At 51.5% G+C, this 18,656-nt stretch carries 18 protein-coding genes; 12 read left to right on the top strand and 6 right to left on the bottom strand.

Translation table 11 applies throughout. From position 1 onward, the window contains the following. Positions 1-3 precede the first annotated feature (3 nt). Positions 4-771, bottom strand: coding sequence for a threonine/serine exporter family protein (locus tag ACAN54_RS05575; RefSeq protein ID WP_379153386.1), 768 nt, complete (start codon positions 769-771; stop codon positions 4-6). Between the two features lie 216 nt (positions 772-987). Between ACAN54_RS05575 and ACAN54_RS05570 the strand changes: the two genes are divergently transcribed. From ACAN54_RS05570 to ACAN54_RS05550, 5 genes are all read left to right on the top strand, one after another. After that, positions 988-3,087 carry a chemotaxis protein CheW gene (locus tag ACAN54_RS05570; RefSeq protein ID WP_379153384.1) on the top strand — a complete coding sequence of 700 codons (2,100 nt, stop codon included), beginning with the start codon at positions 988-990 and terminating at the stop codon, positions 3,085-3,087. Between the two features lie 95 nt (positions 3,088-3,182). Beyond that, a complete protein-coding gene (locus ACAN54_RS05565) occupies positions 3,183-3,671 on the top strand; it encodes a chemotaxis protein CheW (protein ID WP_379153382.1) in 489 nt (162 codons plus the stop codon). Positions 3,672-3,697: 26 nt separating this feature from the next. Further along, positions 3,698-5,434, top strand: coding sequence for a methyl-accepting chemotaxis protein (locus tag ACAN54_RS05560; protein ID WP_379153380.1), 1,737 nt, complete (start codon positions 3,698-3,700; stop codon positions 5,432-5,434). A gap of 5 nt (positions 5,435-5,439) precedes the next feature. Next, entirely contained in the window at positions 5,440-6,243 is an 804-nt protein-coding gene (locus tag ACAN54_RS05555) for a CheR family methyltransferase (RefSeq protein ID WP_379153378.1), read from the top strand. A gap of 30 nt (positions 6,244-6,273) precedes the next feature. Then, positions 6,274-7,323 carry a protein-glutamate methylesterase/protein-glutamine glutaminase gene (locus ACAN54_RS05550; protein ID WP_379153376.1) on the top strand — a complete coding sequence of 350 codons (1,050 nt, stop codon included), beginning with the start codon at positions 6,274-6,276 and terminating at the stop codon, positions 7,321-7,323. Positions 7,324-7,435: 112 nt separating this feature from the next. On the opposite strand, the gene ACAN54_RS05545 is transcribed toward ACAN54_RS05550, so the two are convergent. Together ACAN54_RS05545 and ACAN54_RS05540 are read right to left on the bottom strand one after the other, a co-directional pair. Next, positions 7,436-8,029, bottom strand: a complete 594-nt coding sequence (locus tag ACAN54_RS05545; RefSeq protein WP_379153374.1) for a YitT family protein — start codon at positions 8,027-8,029, stop codon at positions 7,436-7,438. A 118-nt stretch (positions 8,030-8,147) separates the two neighbouring features. After that, entirely contained in the window at positions 8,148-8,666 is a 519-nt protein-coding gene (locus tag ACAN54_RS05540; protein ID WP_379153372.1) for a DUF3231 family protein, read from the bottom strand. 130 nt (positions 8,667-8,796) lie between these two features. Between ACAN54_RS05540 and ACAN54_RS05535 the strand changes: the two genes are divergently transcribed. After that, a complete protein-coding gene (locus ACAN54_RS05535) occupies positions 8,797-9,009 on the top strand; it encodes a hypothetical protein (protein WP_379153370.1) in 213 nt (70 codons plus the stop codon). A gap of 30 nt (positions 9,010-9,039) precedes the next feature. Here the strand turns inward: ACAN54_RS05535 and ACAN54_RS05530 are convergent, their stop codons facing one another. After that, a complete protein-coding gene (locus ACAN54_RS05530; protein ID WP_379153368.1) occupies positions 9,040-9,912 on the bottom strand; it encodes a helix-turn-helix transcriptional regulator in 873 nt (290 codons plus the stop codon). A gap of 160 nt (positions 9,913-10,072) precedes the next feature. Between ACAN54_RS05530 and ACAN54_RS05525 the strand changes: the two genes are divergently transcribed. The 6 genes from ACAN54_RS05525 to ACAN54_RS05500 all read left to right on the top strand — a co-directional run bounded on the left by ACAN54_RS05525 (position 10,073) and on the right by ACAN54_RS05500 (position 14,811). Further along, positions 10,073-12,040: a glycoside hydrolase family 127 protein gene (locus ACAN54_RS05525; protein ID WP_379153366.1), complete on the top strand. Its 1,968-nt coding sequence runs from the start codon at positions 10,073-10,075 to the stop codon at positions 12,038-12,040. 250 nt (positions 12,041-12,290) lie between these two features. Then, positions 12,291-12,596 (top strand): PadR family transcriptional regulator, encoded by a 306-nt coding sequence (locus ACAN54_RS05520; RefSeq protein WP_379154196.1) that lies wholly within the window; start codon positions 12,291-12,293, stop codon positions 12,594-12,596. Continuing rightward, on the top strand, positions 12,596-12,943 hold the full coding sequence (locus ACAN54_RS05515) for a DUF1048 domain-containing protein (protein WP_379153364.1): 348 nt from the start codon (positions 12,596-12,598) through the stop codon (positions 12,941-12,943). The genes ACAN54_RS05520 and ACAN54_RS05515 overlap by 1 nt, the downstream gene beginning before the upstream one ends. Positions 12,944-12,955: 12 nt before the next feature. After that, complete coding sequence (locus ACAN54_RS05510) at positions 12,956-13,273, top strand: DUF1048 domain-containing protein (protein WP_379153362.1); 318 nt, start codon at positions 12,956-12,958, stop codon at positions 13,271-13,273. A gap of 15 nt (positions 13,274-13,288) precedes the next feature. Further along, the gene (locus tag ACAN54_RS05505) at positions 13,289-14,047 is read left to right on the top strand and encodes an ABC transporter ATP-binding protein (RefSeq protein WP_379153360.1); all 759 of its coding nucleotides are present in this window, start codon (positions 13,289-13,291) and stop codon (positions 14,045-14,047) included. Between the two features lie 2 nt (positions 14,048-14,049). Continuing rightward, positions 14,050-14,811, top strand: coding sequence for an ABC transporter permease (locus tag ACAN54_RS05500; protein ID WP_379153358.1), 762 nt, complete (start codon positions 14,050-14,052; stop codon positions 14,809-14,811). A 129-nt stretch (positions 14,812-14,940) separates the two neighbouring features. Here ACAN54_RS05500 and ACAN54_RS05495 read toward each other — a convergent pair whose 3' ends face one another. Next, positions 14,941-17,376 carry a glycoside hydrolase family 94 protein gene (locus ACAN54_RS05495; protein WP_379153356.1) on the bottom strand — a complete coding sequence of 812 codons (2,436 nt, stop codon included), beginning with the start codon at positions 17,374-17,376 and terminating at the stop codon, positions 14,941-14,943. Between the two features lie 106 nt (positions 17,377-17,482). Next, the gene (locus ACAN54_RS05490; RefSeq protein WP_379153354.1) at positions 17,483-18,538 is read right to left on the bottom strand and encodes a LacI family DNA-binding transcriptional regulator; all 1,056 of its coding nucleotides are present in this window, start codon (positions 18,536-18,538) and stop codon (positions 17,483-17,485) included. Positions 18,539-18,656: the final 118 nt, after the last annotated feature.

The following is an 18,656-nucleotide window of genomic DNA, read 5'->3' as shown; positions in this document are numbered from 1 at the left end:
GTTTCAAAAAAGTGACAGCACAAGCCCGATGCCTGTCCCGATTGCAAACGCCGTCAGGAATGCATCGGCTCCCTTGGAGAGGCCGGAGACCAAGTGTCCGGCCATCAGATCACGGACGGCATTGGTAATGAGTAGTCCCGGCACCAGCGGCATGACTGAACCGATAATGATCTTATCCATTTCCTGACCTACGCCGAGCTTCACGGACAGGAAGGCGAGCAGTCCCATCAGGAACGAGGCAGTGAATTCCGCGAAGAAACGGATCTGGAACAGCCGGTGAAGGTATGTCGCTGCGGCGAATCCCAGCCCGGACACTAGTATAGCTGGCAGGGCATCCCACAGGCTGCCTTTGAACATTACAGTGAAGCACGCTCCGGTCAAGGCGGCGGCGACAATCTGCAGCCAGACCGGATAAGCGTGGGCTGCATCGTCCACCACACTTAGCCGGTCGCGGGCTTCACTTGCGGTAAGCTGGCGTTCACTCAGGCGCCGCGAGATGTCGTTGACCTCGGACACCTTTTGCAGATCTGTGGTCCGCTCCGCAATACGGAACAGCTTCACCGGTTCCGTCCGGCTGGTGGTGAACATAATGACGGTTGGCGTTACATAGCTGTGCGCTCCCGGAAAACCGAGCGATGCCGCCATACGGCTCATAGTGTCCTCCACGCGGTAGGTTTCCGCGCCGCTTTGCAGCATGATTTTACCGGCGAGCAGGCACAGGTCGATAATATCATGCGCGGAAGTGTTGCTATTGTTGCTTGTGCTATCCAACTTCGTTCGATCCTCCCCTGGAGTGTTATATATCCGATTGTCGCTTCAATTTCTCAAAAGATCAACCTTTATTCATAATGTTCACTTAAATAATCAAAATTTATCAAAATTTTAAATTAGATATTCATTTTTTATTTCCATCTTACGATATAAAAATGGAGAAATCTCACATAACACTACAACGCTTCCCATTTGATGGGCCGAAAGGAGAACATAATGTCAGGCTCTTTTCCGGAGGATTCACTGCTTGATCTATTTATTTTCGAGACCCTGCAATCGCTGCAGCAGCTGGAAGACTCTATTCTTGCCAGTGAACAGCATGAAACTCTTCAACCTGAGGATATTAATCTAATCTTCCGGATAATGCATACGGTTAAAGGCTCGGCCGCCGTGATGGGATTTACGAATATTTCTTCCCTGGCACATGTAATGGAGGATTTGTTTTTTTATCTGCGCGACCATCCTCATACGCCGTATAATGCCTCTGAGCTGTCGGATCTCATTCTGCAAGGTGTTGATTTTACCAAGCTGGAGACGATCAAGATCAAGAATGGAGATCACGCAGATGGAGACTGCGCCCTGTTGGCTGAAGAACTGAAGGCTTATTTGCAATTTCTTAAGAACGGTTCTGCGGGAATACGGGAAGAAATAGGACAGAACGCTGATGTCGGATTGCCGGGAGCTAATATGGCTACAGAGGCATCCGTAGGTTACAGAGCGGTTTTGCGTTTTGAAGAGACCTGTCAACTGGAGAATATCCGCGCATTCACAGTGATTCATCAGCTTGGCGAAGCATTGGACTGCAGTTGTACCTACTTGCCTGAGGATATTATAGAGAATCCCGACAGTGCCGAGGTCATCCGCCGGCATGGATTTGTAATTGTACTGCACACAGTGGAATCAGAAGACGTGGTTACAGCTTTTTTGCGGAATGCTCCCTATGTTAGGGAAGTCGAAATAGAACGGCTTGAAGCGGAAGATACAGCTGTTGCTATCCCGGCTCCACCGGATGCTTCTGAGGAGGTGCCTCAAGCTACTGAGCTGCCGGATGCTGATCTGAAGCTCTTAACTGTACCGGGCCGGGAGAAGAAATCTAAAGAGGGCAACCCGCCACCCTCATCCCAGCAGACCATGATTAACGTGAATGTGGCCAAAATGGATAAGCTGATGGATTTGATCGGTGAGCTGGTCATTGCAGAGGCCATGGTAACGCAGAATCCCGATCTTGCCGGTCTAGGCGGATCGCTGGGCAATTTCAATAAAGCGGCCAGACAGCTGCGTAAGATTTCGGCAGAAATGCAGGATGTGGTCATGTCACTGCGCATGGTGCCACTAGCTGCTACGTTTCATAAAATGGGACGGATCGTAAGAGATATGACCCGGAAGCTGGAGAAGGAGGCTAACCTTGTTATTCTTGGCGAAGAGACGGAGGTTGATAAGAATATTATCGAACATCTTTCTGATCCGCTGATGCATCTGGTGCGCAATGCGCTGGATCATGGGATTGAGATGCCTGAGGAGCGCCTGGCTGCAGGCAAACCGCGAAGTGGAACGGTAACACTGGAAGCGAGGCACTCCGGGGGAGATGTGATGGTGATGATCCGGGATGACGGCAAAGGGCTGCATCGGGACAAGATTGTTGCCCGGGCTCTGGAGAACGGGCTATTGACCCGGGATGAACACGAAATGAGCGACAAAGAGATATTCAAGCTGATTTTTCATCCGGGGTTCTCCACCAAGGACAGCATCAGCGAATTCAGCGGGCGGGGGGTAGGTATGGATGTGGTTGTCAAGGATCTGGAGAAAGTCGGGGGTACCGCTTCCGTAGACAGCATACCGGGTTCAGGCTCCATAATCACTCTGAGAATTCCGCTAACACTGGCAATTATTGATGGAATGAATGTAGGTGTTGGACAATCAAGGTTTACGCTCCCGACCGCATCGATCATTCGTTCTTTCAGGGCGAATGCCAAAGACTTGCTGAATGATCCTGATGGGCAGGAGTGGATCATAGTGCGCGGCAACTGCTATCCGGTATTTCGCCTGCATCATCTCACGGGTGCTCCACAGCACAGCTGTCCCATAGACGAAGGGATTCTCATCATGGTAGAGGACGAGGGGCGCAGTCTATGCCTGCTTGCGGACGAGCTGCTCGGCCAGCAGCAGGTAGTAGTAAAGGCGCTCCCGGATTATATTTTGAGCAGTGCGGGGAGTAAGCATTTTGTTGGTTGTACGCTGCTGGGCGACGGGAGCATCAGTCTGATTCTAGACGTTGTCCGTCTGGCTTCTTCGATGAATGCCGTGGCGGCTCTCTAAGGGCTGCCGGGCGGTAAGTATGCTCTCCGGTATGTCAGCCTGTATGAATATATGTAATTTATTGTTTTAGTTAAATCAGCTTAGGAGGTGTTCCTGTGTCTGGACACAATGCATACGAAGAGGCGCTGGAGGAGGATACCCTGCGGGACAAATATTTGATTTTTTCGCTCGGCAGCCAATTTTACGGGATTGAGATTCAGTATGTGACCGAAATCATCGGGATTCATCCGATTGCCGCCATTCCGGATCTGCCGGAATATATCAAAGGTATTATCAATTTGCGCGGCAAGATCATTCCTGTGATGGATGTAAGAATGCGCTTTCGTATGGAGCCGCAAACGTATAATGACCGTACCTGCATCATTGTCATCGACATTATGAACGAGGTATTGGGGTTGATCGTGGAGAGTGTATCGGAGGTGCTGCCTATCCTGCCGGAGGAGATTGTACCGGCACCGGATTCACCGGGGGGCGGAGGATTTGTAACACGTATAGGGAAAACCGGACATGGAGTGAAATTGCTGGTGGATTGCGCCAGGCTGCTCCGGGACGCTGAAGTAGAACTGCCGGGAATTGCACTCTAGACGAGAAGAATAAGGAGAAGATAACGATGAAATGGTTCAACAACATGAAATTAAGCACCAAGCTGATCTCTTCGTTTATTATTGTTGCAATTATGGCTGGTATCGTAGGCGTTGTGGGAGTAGTGAACCTGAAACGGATCGACCGTAATTATACGGATTTGTATGTGAATTACGGGATAGGTGTGGGGGATATAGGAAAGTCGGGCATTGAATTTCACAAGATCCGCGCGCTTACCCGCGATGTGCTGATTAACCATAGTTCTCAGAACAAAGCAGAGATTATTCAGAAAATCAAAACGCTGGATACACAGCTTACGGCCAGCCTTGATGAATTTGGCGTAAGTATCCAGTCGCAGGAAACCCGTAATATTTTTAACAATCTAAAAACTGTCATTAACGAGTATGATGCTGTACGAGACAAGGCCATTGAAATCTCGGAAACCTCTGGCCGGGAAGAAGCACTCACTTACTTTTATAAGGAGAGTTCTTCCATTGTCGCCCAGGCCAATGAACATATCGACGATCTGTTCGCCAGTAAAGAGACCAACGGCAAGATCAAATCGGAAGTGTACTCCAAGGGAGCCGCACGTACCATCCTGGTGTTAATGATCGTTGTAGCCGGGGCTATGGTGTTGGCGGTGCTCCTGGGTATTGTCCTGTCCCGTATGATCAGCAAGCCTGTAGTCAATCTGGTGTATGCTGCGGATCGGATTGCAGATGGTGATCTGAATGTGGAGATACAGGGCGAAGCGTCTGACGAAATTGGCAAGCTGTCCCAATCTTTCCGGCGTATGTCCTGCACTCTTAATGAGGTGATGGGCAGTATTCAAGGGGCGGCCGAGCAGGTGGCTTCGGGTTCAAAGCAAATGTCGGAGTCTAGCATGGCGCTTTCGCAAGGTGCAACAGAGCAGGCTAGCTCCATTGAAGAATTGACTGCGTCGATCGAGGAAATCGCGGCACAGACTTCACGGAACGCCCATAGTGCGGAGCAGGCAAACAAGCTGGCCCAAGGGGCTATGAACAATGCCGTAGAGGGTAATACGCAAATGCAGGATATGCTGGTGGCGATGGAGCAGATCAATGATGCCTCGGACAGTATCTCCAAAATTATTAAAGTCATTGATGAAATTGCTTTTCAGACGAATATTCTTGCACTGAACGCTGCGGTTGAGGCGGCCCGGGCAGGCCAGCATGGCAAGGGTTTTGCGGTGGTAGCCGAGGAAGTGCGCAATCTGGCAGCACGTTCAGCAGGGGCAGCCAAAGAAACTACGGCTATGATCGAGAGCTCTATGAAAAAGGTGGAGGGCGGCACCAAAATCGCTGCTGCGACGGCTTCCGCCTTGGAGCAGATTGTCGGCGATGTCTCCAAGGTTGCGGAGATTATCTCGGAGATTACAGCGGCATCCACAGAACAGGCTGCAGGCATCAGCCAGATTAATCAGGGAGTAATGCAGCTCTCGCAGGTGGTTCAGACGAACTCTGCCACTTCAGAGGAGACTGCGGCAGCCAGTGAAGAGCTGGCCGGACAGGCGGAACTGATGCGGGAGCAAGTATCAAGGTTCAAGCTGAAGCAGCAACCGCAGAATGCTTTTACGGGAATGGAGGATTTGAACCCTGAAGTTCTGCGGATGCTGGAGCAGATGTCGCGAAACAAGTTGGGCGGCCAGAAAGCGTCAGCGTCTTCATGGGTGAAAGAAAGTACGCCTGCAGCTCCCGTTACGATTGCCCTCAGTGATAACGAGTTCGGCAAATACAGCCTATGATTCCTATGACAGACCGGGAATTCACCGAGCTCGCGGACTTTATTAAAGCCCGTGCCGGCATTCATCTCAAAGCGGAGAAACGGGCGATGATGTCGGGCAGACTTCAACAAATGGTGCAGGCTAAGGGGATGGCCAGCTTCGGCGAATATTACAGCTTTCTGCGAACAGGGGGAAGCGCCACCGAGCTTGCGCTGCTTGTGGACAAAATCAGTACAAACCATACTTTTTTTATGCGGGAGAGCGAACATTTTTCTTATTTCCAGCATCATGTCCTTCCAGAGGTGATGAAGCGGAAGAACGAAAGGGATCTGCGGGTATGGAGTGCAGGCTGCTCCAGCGGAGAAGAGCCGTATACGCTATCTATGATCATCGATGAAGCATTCGGGGGAGGCAAATTCGGCTGGGATACGCAACTGCTCGCCACAGATATTTGCAGTGCCGTGCTGGAAAAGGCGCGCAGAGGGACTTATGGGGCATCAGCCATGAAGGAGCTTCCCGGGAACTGGAGAAAAAAGTACTTTGAACCTTCGGCAGAAGGCACGTACTCTGTGAAGCCGTATCTCCGGAGTCAGGTACTGTTCCGCAGATTTAATCTTATGGAGGAGCGTTTTCCGTTCACCAGGCGGTTTCATGCCATTTTTTGCCGCAACGTGATGATTTATTTCGATCATGCTACCCGCTATAAGCTGGTACGCAAATTCTATGAATGGACCGAACCCGGCGGCTATCTCTTTATTGGCCATTCGGAGTCACTTGACCGCGGGCTTACGGATTACCGTTATATCATGCCTGCTGTCTACCGCAAATAACAGCCCGGCTGCAGGGAAGGAAAGATTCTTATGAAGAATACCCGAAGCATACGGGTACTGGTGGTGGATGATTCTGTATTGTTCCGTGAAGTGATATCCCGGGGGATTTCTACCGATCCGCGCATCGAAGTGGCGGCGAAGGCGGGAGACCCGTTTGAAGCAAGAGACGAGCTCTTGCGTGTACGGCCGGATGTGATGATCTGCGATGTACAGATGCCGAAGATGAACGGTATTGAATTCATCCGCCGCCTTCTGCCGCAATATGTGATTCCGGTTATCGTCGTAAGCGGTGTGACGGAAGCTGTGTTTGAGGCCTTAAGCGCCGGAGCAGTTGACTTTGAAGCGAAGCCGGATATGAATTCACCGGGCAGTGTGCAGCATTTCCTGGAACAATTGATCATCAAGATCAAGAATGCTGCCCAAGCGAAAATTCTGGCTCCGGCGCAGCCTGCTCTGCCTGGAGGACCAGGATATTGGTCCCGTACGGGAACCACCGGCACGGGTCATGCCCTTAAGGAGCAACTGATTGTTATCGGAGCTTCTACCGGCGGGACTGAGGCGATTGCCAGCGTGCTTAATGTGCTGCCGCCGGATATGCCGGGAATCGTAGTCGTACAGCATATCCCGCCTGTATTCTCGCGTATGTTCTCCGACCGTTTGAATCTCAGTTCAGCGCTCACGGTCAAAGAGGCCGAGGATGGTGATCTCGTTGCACCCGGTAAGGTACTGGTGGCTCCAGGAGATAAGCAGGTAGGCCTGCGGCGGATTGGGGGGCAGTATCGGCTGGATTGTGCGGCTGGAGCGAAAGTGAATGGTCATTGCCCATCCGTCGATGTGCTCTTTGAATCGGCGGCAAAAGCGGCTGGCGCACAGACTATCGGCGTACTGCTGACCGGGATGGGTTATGACGGGGCGAAGGGGCTCCTCGCCCTGCGCCGCAAAGGTGCACGTACGATCGGGCAGGATGAAGCCTCGTCTGTAGTCTACGGCATGCCAAAGGCGGCTTATGAGATGGGTGCTGTAGAGAAGCAGGCAGCCCTCTCTGCAATCCCCCGGCTGCTGCTGTCTATGCTGCAATAGAGTTTTTACTTGTAATGCCCGCCAACCCGCCGGTCTGATATTCAATCTGCCCGACGGGTTGGCGGATTTTTTTGACTTTGGCGCAGGACCTTTGGCAGTATATTTATTTCCATTATCCTTCTTCAAGAGTACATAGACCGGTTGCCACTCCGCCGGAGAGAATGGTCAGAATGGAATGAAAAAAGGTCTCCTTGGAGATCAGCAGGCCGCCAGCGCCAATGATCAGCACATCCGTCAGAAAAATAATGATGCCTACATTAATCGGTATGTAGCGCTGAATGAATTTGGCCAGCAGATCCGTACCGCCTGTGCTTGCTTGGAACCGCAGCATAAGCCCGAGACCGCTGCCCATCAGGAAGCCGCCGATAATCGCACTGGAGATCGAACCAAGCTCTATATAATAGAGAAAGTAGTATTGAAGCGGTCCCAGAAGCTCGATCAGGAAGGAGGACACCATGAGCCCGAGCACACTGCTGTAAAAAATATCCCGCTCTTTAAGCCAGGCAAGCCAAAAGACCGGGAGACTGCATAAGATGATGGCAAGTCCGATTTTTGTACCGGAAATATAATTAATAATTAGGGCGATGCCGATAATTCCCCCATCAAGTATTTTGTAGGGAACGAGAAAAAAGTTCGTGCCTGCGGCAATCAGCAAGCTGGATAACAGGATAATGATGATTTTGGGCAAATATCGCATACTCAACATCTCCAGATCTTAAGGCATGTCTTTAGAGAGAACATGTCTTAATGAATATGCGCATCAATGGTAAAAAATAGCTAAAAAGCAAAAAATCCTGCTTGCGCAGGATCACTAGGTGTTAATCTTAGGCATGAACCGGTTCCCGCTTCTTCAGTTCCAGCGGAGGGGGGACGAGCCAGCCTTTTTCCTTATTGAGCTTCAGTAGAGCGAGACCTAGTGCAGCCATTTGTGCATGAATCTTCATGAACATCATACCGATATCTTCCCGGATGGACATGCCCATGATTTGGCTGCATACGACGAGACTGAGTGAGACACCGCTTGAGAGGGCGGCAGCGATTTCCTGATCCGAGAACCGGGCTCCGGCCGGAATATCCTCCAGCTTGACAGAGGGGCGGTCCGGCAGAGACGGGGGAGGTGTAAACCCGTTCTCCTTCAGCAGCCTGTCGCAATCCTTGATTTCATGCTGAGCCTGATCCATAAGATCATCAATGATCTTTTTCAGATCGTGATCCCCGGCATGATAATGATAAGCCTGATAGGCAGACATGGCCATTTTGGCCGCAGCCGAGAACTCCCAGAGATTGAAAACTTCGCCGTAATGCAAAGGCTCGTCTTTAGGATTACCGTTAAGAACTCCCATGATTACATACCCCTCTACAATAAGATTAGGAACGTAATTTAGCATGTCCGGCGGCAGAGGTTTTATTCGGGTAGACGAAGCCTAATGACAAGCATACTTGAAATTTACCCACAGGGCAGGAGTGATACGAATGAGCTTTATCTATAAAGTGCTGGTGAGCGATATGGAACTGCTGGCAGCCGCTCTGTCGGAGATCAATGTAATGGTAGCCGTAAAAGGCGGTGCGGGAATTGTAGAGCCCGGGGGGCCGATCAGAGCCTATACCTCCCACTCCGTCCGGATCCGGGGATTGTCCTATAACCGGGAGCTGCATGAATTCCGGGTCAGCGGAGAGAGGAGCTAAGGCAGCCCCGGAATAAGCCGTGACACGGAGTTAGCGGGAATAGCGTTTGCGGAAGCGCAGCGGTGATATGCCAACCTTATGGGCGAAACGCCGTGAGAAATAGGCAGTACTCTCAAACCCTGTTCGTTCGGCAATGCCGGCGATGGGAATTTCCGTCTTAAGCAGCAGCAGTTTGGCTTGCTCCAGCCGGTAATCTGTTAAATATTCCATGGGAGTCAGGCCGTAGACCCGCTTCATGCAGCGGGCCAGATAGTTGTAGTGGAAATGCAGCGCGTCCGCCAGGCTGCTATTGGTCAGCGGTTCTGTATAGTGATTGCGCAGATAGGTTTCCGTCTGCTCTGCAATCTCTGCAGCAGGGCTCCCCTCAGCATGGTGTTGCGCGAGATCCAGCATCCGCAGGATATCCTCGAAGATCCGCTGCTGTTGCCATACCGCGCTGGAACGTCTCCCCTGGTTCAGCTGCAGCAGCCGCTCAGCCTGACCGCTCCGCGCTAAAGGACCAGGTAGCGGACCAAACTGCGGCACACGGATGGTATAGGGGTAGGTGAGAAACTGCTGGAAATGATGCTCCCGGCTGGCATATACCGGCTCGCCCTCGGCTTCCATCCATTCACCTACGGTGTGGAAATGCACCCATACAAAGGAGGTTGTCTCCTCACAGGGCTTAACCGAATAATGGTAGCGGTCGGGCAGCAGGAGAAGAGTATGTCCAGCCGGCACTGCCCACTGTTTGTGCTCCTCCCCAATGAACAGACATCCCTGTTCAACAATCAGCAGATCGAATTTTCCCATGCGGCTTCGGCTGGGATGCTGATCTCCCGGCTGATACAAAGTACGGTCGCCTTCCAGAAAATACGGGAACGGCGGTGCCGCCAGATGGATATAAGATGGATTAAAGATCATATTCTGCTCCTTATTAATAGGTTATCTGCGCTAACGCACTGATATAATCCGAGTGTGAAATAGTACAAAAACAGGGTTGCTTCTGATCCTGTTTTTTATTTATTTTACCGTCTATAATGGCAATTAGCGAGAAGGAAATAAACACAGAGGAGTAGTGGAAATGAACAAAATATCCGTAATTCATCAAGCAGCAGACAAACTGTCCGTAACCATTCAGGATGAATTCTGGGGGCGCTATATCCGTCTGGTACAGGATGTGGTCATTCCCTATCAATATGAAGCGCTGCATGACCGTGTGCCGGATGCGGAGCCGAGCCATGCGATTGCCAATTTTGAAATTGCCGCCGGGAGAAAAGAAGGCCAGTACCACGGCTGGGTGTTCCAGGACAGCGATGTCGCCAAGTGGCTGGAGGCGGTAGGTTACTCGCTTAGTCTGAAACGTGACCCGGAACTGGAGTCCCGGGCTGACGCGGTCATTGACCTGATTGCTGAAGCGCAGCAGCCGGATGGTTACCTGAACACCTATTTTACCATTAAGGAGCCCGGCAAACGCTGGACCAACCTGCAGGATTGTCATGAGCTGTACTGTGCAGGACATTTCATTGAAGCTGCGGTTGCTTATTATGAAGCGACGGGTAAAGACAAGCTGCTGCATATCATGCGCCGGATGGCCGATTATATTGATTCCGTATTTGGACCGGAGGAGGGCAAGCTGAAGGGGTATGACGGACATCAGGAAATCGAGCTTGCACTGGTGAAGCTGTACCGGTTGACAGGTGAGGAGAAGTACCTGAAGCTTAGCAGCTTTTTTATCGATCAGAGAGGGCAAGAGCCGAATTTCCTGCGGCAGGAATGGGAAGGCCGTGGCCGGGTTACACATTGGAGCGGAACGCAGACAGACAGTATAGATCTGGCCTATAATCAAGCCCATCTCCCGGTGAGGGAGCAAAGTGAGGCAGTGGGGCATTCGGTCCGGGCGGTCTATATGTATACGGCGATGGCAGATCTTGCGGCGATTACCGGGGATGAAGCCTTACACAATGCCTGTGTAAGATTATGGGATAACATGACAGGCAAGCAAATGTATATTACCGGAGGTATTGGTTCCACGCACAGGGGGGAGGCCTTTACTTTCAATTACGACCTGCCTAATGACACGGTCTATGCGGAGACCTGCGCTTCGATCGGCCTGATCTTTTTTGCCCGGCGGATGCTGGAACTGGAGCCGGATGCCCGTTATGCGGATGTGATGGAGCGGGCGCTCTATAATAACGTTCTTGGCTCTATGGCACAGGACGGCAAACATTATTTCTATGTGAATCCGCTGGAGGTATGGCCTCAGGCCTGCACCTGCAACCCGGATAAGCACCATGTGAAATCCGAGCGCCAGGGCTGGTTCGGCTGCGCCTGTTGCCCTCCGAATGTGGCACGGCTACTGACCTCGCTGAATCAGTATATCTATACGGTTCATGGCGATACGCTGTATACCAACCTGTACATTGGCAGTGAATTAAAGACCACACTGGGCGGGACAGAAGTAGTGGTCAGTCAGCAGAGCAGCTACCCGTGGGAAGGGACAGTTACGCTGAAGGTAAATCCGGATCAGTCGGGAGAGTTCGGCATCGCCCTGCGTATACCTTCCTGGAGCAGCGATGTGGAAATCCGGGTCGGCGGTGAGAAACTGAGTCTGGACGAGAATGAAACCCAGGGGTACTGCGTGATCCGCAGAGTCTGGAACGCCGGGGATATCATCGAGCTGAAGCTGCCTATGGAAGCACACCGGGTCTATGCCCATCCTGAGCTGCGGGCCGATGCAGGGAAGACAGCCATCCAGCGGGGCCCGCTGGTCTATTGCCTGGAAGAGTCCGATAATGGAGCGCCTCTGAGCTCGATAGCGATAGATGAATCGGCATCGTTCACGGAGCACTTTGAAGATTCACTGTTGGGCGGTGCAGTAGTGGTAAAAGGTCAAGGCAGCCGGATAGAACAGGCAGGCTGGAGCGGAGGCTTATATAGCAAAGCTAAGGCACCAATGACACCCTCCGAGATCACAGCCATTCCCTATTATCTGTGGGGCAACCGCGGCAGCGGCGAGATGAAGGTATGGATCCCGGAGAGCAAGGCGTAAGCTGCAGCGGCATTTCCTGAACCGTGTGTAAGCGTACTATTCTTATGTAATCTCAACCACCCGGTTGTACCGCTGAGCAGCGGACGAACGGGTGGTTTTTGTGCTTGGCGATATGCTACAGGGGCCAAAGTCAGTGAAAATGATATTGACAAAGCGACTACTACGTGTTACTTTATAGCAGTAGTAAGTAATACTGCATACCAGTCATACAGAATAGTGAGGAGCGATTGTGCTGGATAACATAACAGAAATGCTCAAAGGCGTGCTTGAGGGCTGTGTACTTGAAATTATAGGCCGCAAAGAAACCTACGGATACGAAATTACGCGGCAGCTGAACGCCCTCGGCTTCACAGATGTTGTTGAAGGGACGGTGTACACGATCCTGATCCGGCTTGAAAAAAATAAGCTGGTGGAGATCACCAAGAAACCCTCCGACATGGGACCGCCGCGAAAGTTTTTCGCGATTAACGATGCAGGGCGTGAGGAGCTGCAGAAGTTCTGGGAAAAGTGGGAGTTCGTATCCTCAAAAATCAACGAGTTAAAGGAGAGGAAATAATGAATTTTTGGGAAAAAATCACCGGCAGCGACATGACTAAGGAAATGAAAGCTTTTGAATCTCGAGCCAAGAAGCTGCCTGCGGATTATCAAGTGGCATGGACAGAAATTAACGGCAATCTTTGGCCACACTCCGATTTCACCGGACGCAATCTTATGCCCATTCTTGATGGTGTGCTTGGCCTGCTTGAGGAGACGGCGGCGGATGGTCAGAGTGTCCAAGAGGTATTAGGTGACGATATCAAAGGATTCTGTTCAGCACTGGCCGGCGAAGAAGGGGCAAAGTCTTATCGCGACAGATGGCGTCAGCAGCTCAACAATAATATCGCTAAAAAATTAGGTAAATAGGAGGAGGATAAAATGAATATACGAGATATTATCGAAGGCAAAAAAGAGTGGCGCGCGCACGTGGCGCGTGTCCAGGCGCTCCCGCAGGATTATCAGATTGTTTATAAAGAGATTCAAAAATATCTCTTCAAGGTCGGCCCTGTCGAGCTTACCGAGGGGACGGGGTTACTCTCGGGGATTGTCGATCTTTTTGAAGAGGGAGCGGCTAGGGGGAAAGGTGTGCTGGAAGTGACGGGCAGTGACGTAGCAGCTTTCTCCGATGACTTAATCAAAGATTCAAAAACTTACGCGGACATCTACCAAGAATCTCTTGACCATAAAAAAAAGTAACGGGAGGGAAGCGGGATGGAGAGAGCAATTGAAGTGAAGGGTCTGCGGAAATCTTATAAGAACACTGAAGTCCTAAAAGGCGTCGATTTTGAAGTGAAGCGGGGTGAGATTTTTGCCCTGCTGGGCTCTAACGGCGCGGGCAAGACGACAATTGTTAGAATTCTCACTACGCTGCTCAAACAGGATAGCGGAACTGCCGCCGTAAACGGATTTGACATTGCGGCACAGCCCGACCATGTGCGGCAATCACTCAGTCTGACCGGGCAATTTGCCGCCGTGGACGAGATTTTGACCGGTCTGGAAAATCTGGTTATGATTGCGAAGCTGCGGCATCTTGAGCATCCGCGTCAAATTGCGGACGATCTGCTGGAACGCTTCGGCTTAACGGATGCTGCCAACCGTAAGGCGTCCACCTATTCAGGCGGTATGCGCCGCAGGCTCGACATTGCTATGAGCCTGATCGGAAAACCGCAGCTCATTTTCCTCGACGAGCCGACCACAGGGCTTGATCCCGAGGCACGCATGGAGGCCTGGAAGATTGTCAAGGAGCTCTCGAACGGTGGTACGACGGTATTCCTGACGACTCAGTATCTGGATGAGGCTGAACAGCTTGCGGATCGGATTGCCATTTTGCATGAGGGCAGGATTATTGCGGGTGGCACGCTTGAAGAACTGAAGAAGCTATTCCCGCCCGCAAAGGTGGAGTATGTGGAAAAACAACCTTCATTGGAGGAGATCTTCCTCGCAATCATCGGTAAAAAGGAGGATAAGTAACCATGAATAATTATTTTTTCAGCGACATGAGCGTTATGCTTGGGCGTTCCATGCGTCACATTTTCCGCAGCATGGACACCATCATCACGGTCTGCATTACTCCGATTGCGATGATGCTGTTGTTTGTCTATGTATTTGGCGGGGCCATCCGCACCGGTACGGATAACTATGTGAACTACCTGTTGCCCGGCATCCTGCTGATTGCGATTGCGAGCGGTATATCCTATACGGCTTACCGCCTGTTTATGGATAAGCAACGGGGCATCATTGAGCGGTTCCACTCCATGCCAATTGCGCGTTCCGCCGTGCTATGGGGGCATGTGCTGACCTCGCTGGTATCCAACGTCATTTCGCTTATCGTCATCATTCTTGTAGCGCTCATGATGGGCTTTCGCTCGTCGGCAGGGATCCTTCCATGGCTCGCTGTAACCGGTATACTCGTGCTGTTTACGCTGGCTTTGACCTGGGTCGCGGCGATTGCCGGATTGTCCGGAAAAACAGTGGAAGGGGCAAGCGCATTTTCCTATCCGCTTATCTTCCTCCCGTTTATCAGCTCGGCCTTTGTGCCGACCGATTCGATGCCGAAGGGAGTTCGCGCTTTTGCCGACAACCAGCCGGTAACTTCAATCGTGGAATCCATACGTGCGCTGCTTTCAGGTCAGCCTGTGGGTAATGAGATATGGATCGCGCTTTCGTGGTGTGTCGGAATTACGATCATAGCCTATATCTTTGCGATGCGCGCATTCAAACGGAAAGCCGCTTAAGCTTCACCAGTATTGCGCGCTATGAAGCCATAATCCGCAATAAACAACGGGCCCCCTCCTTTTACAAGGAGAAGGCCCGTGCTTTACTTTATTAAAGGATACGATGTATCCGTGCAGCAGAAAACCGGATTAGCCCAGCTCTACAACAACGTGATGCACAGCGCCGTCGCCGACAGGGGCGATGATGTTGCCTTCAACAGCAGCGCCGTCGAGGGTGAGGCTTGCTACGCCTTTGGAGACATGGTTCGGATTCTTGATCTGAATCACATAAGTATCTCCACGGAAGACACGGGTGATTTCGAAGCCATCCCATTCAGCAGGGATACAAGGATCTACTTTCAGACCGGCGAAATCAGCCTGAATACCCAGGATGGACTGTGTGATGGCTACATAGTTCCATGCAGCAGTACCCGTCAGCCAAGAGTTCTTCGCTTCCCCGTGACGTACAGCATCTTTACCAGCGATCATCTGCGAGTACACATAAGGTTCCATACGGTGAACTTCGCTGATGTCTTCCAGATAAGCCGGAGCGATTTTCTTATAGATATCAAAAGCTCTGTCGCCATGGCCCAGCACGGTTTCAGCAATCATGATCCAAGGGTTGTTGTGGCAGAAAATACCGGCATTTTCCTTGTAGCCCGGAGGGTACGTAGAAATTTCACCCAGGTTCAAGTAGTACTTGGAGTACGGAGGCTGCTGCAATACGATACCGTAGTCCGTATCCAGACGTTCCTGTACGGAAGTCAGCGCACGGGCGGCTTCGCCGTTCTCCACGCCGATACCCGCCATTACGCACATGCCTTGCGGCTCGATGAAGATTTGGCCTTCTTCGTTCTCTTTGCTGCCGATTTTGTCGCCGTAGTGGTCATAAGCGCGCAGGAACCAGTCGCCGTCAAAGCCGTGGGAGAGAGTGATGGCACTCATGTTCTCAATCTTTGCAACCGCATCTGCAGCTACATCATCCAGTCCGCGCATGCGGCAAATTTCAGCATAGTCCGGTCCAACGAAGACGAACAGGCCTGCGATGAACACGGATTCCGCTACGCCGCCAGCGATATTCTCAGTCGTCTGGAACGATTCGCCCGGCTCGGTGGAGAAGCAGTTCAGATTCAGACAGTCATTCCAGTCCGCGCGGCCGATCAGCGGCAAGCCGTGTGGTCCGAGGTTGTTCGTTACATGCTCGAAGGACAGCTTCAAGTGTTCGAACAGGGTAGCTGTGTGGTCAGGGTTGCTGTCAAAAGGAACCTGCTCATCAAGGATCGAATAGTCGCCGGTTTCCTTAATGTAAGCAGCCGTTCCCGAGATCAGCCATAGCGGATCATCATTGAAGCCGGAGCCGACTTCGTTGTTGCCCTTTTTGGTGAGCGGTTGGTACTGGTGATACGCGCTGCCGTCAGGGAATTGAGTTGCCGCGATATCAAGAATACGCTCTCTGGCGCGTTCTGGAATCTGGTGAACGAAGCCGAGCAAGTCCTGGTTGGAGTCGCGGAAGCCCATACCGCGGCCAATGCCGGATTCGAAATAGGAAGCGGAACGGGACATGTTGAAGGTAACCATACATTGGTACGGATTCCAGATGTTAACCATGCGGTTCAGCTTGTCGTCACTGCTCTGAATCTGATATTTGGACAGCAGGTTATCCCAGTGTGCAGCCAGAACAGCCAGGGCGGCATCCACTTGAGCATCTGTAGCAAATTGCTCAATTACAGCCTGAGCCGGTTTCTTGTTGATGACGTTCAGGGATTCCCATTTCTCATCTTCAGGGTTCTCGATATAACCGAGTACAAAGATGAAGCTTTGTTCTTCGCCTGGTTCCAGCGTGATGTTCAGGGCATGGGAGCCGATTGGCGACCAGCCGCTGGCCACGGAGTTGGTGGCTTCACCGGCAGCGACTGCCTGCGGAGCGTCCAGACCGTTGTACATACCCACGAAGGATTCGCGGTCTGTATCGAAGCCGGCAATTTCTTTATTTACAGAGTAGAAAGCATAGTGATTTCTGCGCTCACGGTATTCGGTTTTGTGATAGATTACGGAATCCTTCACTTCAACTTCGCCGGTGCTGAGGTTGCGCTGGAAGTTGGTCATATCATCATTGGCATTCCACAGACAGAATTCGGCGAAAGAGAACAGCTTCACGGATTTCTTCGCGGAGCCAGTGTTCTTAACAACTAGACGATGCACTTCGGCATTGTGGCCCATCGGTACAAAAGCGAGCTGGTTCACGGAAATACCGTTACGTTCGCCTGTAATGGATGTGTAGCCCAGACCGTGGCGGCACTCATAGAAATCGAGGTCGCGTTTTACAGGCATCCAGCCCGGGGTCCAGAAATCACCGTCATCATACAGATAGTAGTAGCGTCCGCCTGTATCCAGCGGAATATTGTTATACCGGTAACGGGTAAGTCTTCTCATCCGCGCATCGCGGTAGAAGGTGTAACCGCCGGCAGTATTGGAGATCAGGCCGAAAAATTGCTCGTTGCCGAGGTAGTTAATCCATGGGTAAGGCGTTTTGGGAGTGTTGATTACATACTCTTTGCGAGTGTCGTCAAAAGTTCCGAATTTCATGAGAGAGTAGTCTCCTTTCAATTGTGAACGCGCGTTTACAAACTTGAGAAAAAATCCCCCGGGGGAAAGGGAGTTTCTCGAAAGATAAGGATTAGCAATGATTGCTTTACTTCTTCGGCGGCTGGCAGGAGTCTCTTTCGACCAGCCGCGCCGGGAAGCTGATGGTACTGAAGGTCGGCTGGCGGGAATCGCACAGCTCGATCACTTTCTCAACCGCAGCCTTGGACATTTCGTAAATCGGCAGACGGACGGAGGTCAGCTTAGGATGAATGCGTGAAGCCAGCTGCACATCATCGAATCCGGCGATGGAGATATCCTCCGGGACGGAAATGCCATGTTCAGAGAACGCTTCCATCGCTGAGATAGCCATGTCGTCATTGGAGGAGAAGAAGGCGGTCGGCAGAGATCCGCCGGAAGCAAGCAGCTTCTTGACCTCTTCATAGGCGGTTTCTTTGAGAAAATCACCCTTTAGGACAAATCTCTCATTCAGCGCCAATCCATGCTTCTTCAGCGTATCCTCGTAAGCCATGTAGCGTTCCCGTCCGGAGTAGGTGTTCATCCGTCCGCAGATCATGCCGATTTCTTCATGCCCCAGGTTGATCAGATACTCAATAGCTTCGACTGTACCCTCATAGTCCTTGGAATTCACGATAGCCAGATGGTTGCGGTCCAGATGCTCTGACATAATCTCGGAAATGTCGTAATCGATCAGCACGAGCGGGAATTCGAGGCTAACCATCTCCCGTACGATATCAATATCCTTCTGGGTGCCGACGATAATGCCGCCGTCAATCCGTTTCTGCAGGAAGGCCTGCTTCACCTTCAGGAAATCGTCCGGAGAATATACAGTGTGTATCAGCACATAACAGCCGCGGGCATTCGAGGTGTCGACAACGGCATCCACGAAAGGCGCGAAGTAATTGTTCTGATAGATCCGGGTCGTATTCTCTTTCTCATTCATGCTGATAGCGAAAAGTCCGATCGTGTCGGTCTTCTTGCCGGCCAGAGCCCGGGCGAAGCTGTTCGGCTCATACTGATGCTGCTCAATCACCTTCAGCACCTTGGCCCGGGTCTCCTCAGGGACGTTGGAATAGTTGTTGATCACGCGGGAAACCGTGCTTCGGGATACCCCGGCGAGCTTGGCTATATCTTCGCTGCGCATAGTGTCCCCCTTTTTGTAAACGCGCGTTTATGAACCCATTGTAAGATATATTTCTGCAGAAATCAATCACCATAGCCAAGAAATTTTCTTGCCAATCTTCTGCGATTTATTATCATTG

It is taken from the genome of Paenibacillus diazotrophicus (assembly GCF_042610465.1).
The sequence above is the reverse complement of the archived record's forward strand: the minus strand, read 5'-3'. Positions and strand labels throughout refer to the sequence as shown.